This is a genomic window from Nitrosomonas supralitoralis, from assembly GCF_003011925.2.
GTDB classification, from domain to species: Bacteria; Pseudomonadota; Gammaproteobacteria; order Burkholderiales; family Nitrosomonadaceae; genus Nitrosomonas; species Nitrosomonas supralitoralis.
Window position 1 is genome coordinate 1 of the sequence record NZ_PXXU01000171.1, and the last position, 816, is coordinate 816.

Consider the following 816-nt stretch of genomic DNA (forward strand, 5'->3'; position numbering starts at 1 on the left):
TCGCAGCCTTCAGAGCATTCCTGGCAACTGAACACAGGTGCAGCAATGACAGTAGTCACGATTAACGTAATTTACCCAAAGCCTTAAAATTATGAGCAATATTTACTACACACTACTTACTGATGTTGGTGCTGCTGCAATGGCATATGCCGCTGTAAACGGTCAGCCAGTTATCTTGTGCGACGTAGCCCTGGGCGATGGCAACGGAACGGTTCCTACGCCCACAAAGTCGTCTACAGCACTGGTGAATGAGGTTTATCGGGCGCCCATCAATTCAATAACTCTACATCAGGACAACTCATCCTGGTACGTCATTGAACTGGTTATCCCGCCTGACGTGGGTGGCTTTACTATCCGCGAATTCAGAATTGACGATCAGGCTGGAAACGCTATTTACATGGGAAACACGGCACCCGAAACCAAGCCGATATTGCCCGAAGGCATGACGCGAGACAGCATTTATCGATTGATCGTGGAAACCAGTAATGCGGCCACTATCAATCTGGTCGTGGATAACAGTATCGTAATAGCTACACATCAATACGTTACGGACAGAATGGATGAGCATTTAGCTGATTCCGATCCGCACCCGCAGTACGCCAAGGATACTGACCTGGATGCTCACGCCAACGCTGTCGATCCCCATCCGCAATACGCATTTGATACCGATTTGAACGCTCATGCAGTGGCGGCTGATCCGCACCCTCAGTATCTTACTCAGGCTGAGTTGGTCGCGTACTTACAGGCCAATAGAAACATGGCGAGAAGATTGTATTTCGCCAATATTTAACGGAGGTTTTTAAAAATGGCATCAGG

1 protein-coding gene is annotated in these 816 nt (G+C 48.4%); it reads left to right on the plus strand.

Annotated elements, in window-relative coordinates; genetic code table 11:
* Positions 1-91 precede the first annotated feature (91 nt).
* Positions 92-790: a phage tail protein gene (locus tag C7H79_RS17265; protein WP_172592505.1), complete on the plus strand. Its 699-nt coding sequence runs from the start codon at positions 92-94 to the stop codon at positions 788-790.
* Positions 791-816 lie beyond the last annotated feature (26 nt).

Coding starts and splice junctions, on each gene's coding strand:
- C7H79_RS17265 (WP_172592505.1), top strand. CDS start 92: ATGAGCAATATTTACTACACACTACTTACTGATGTTGGTGCTGCTGCA.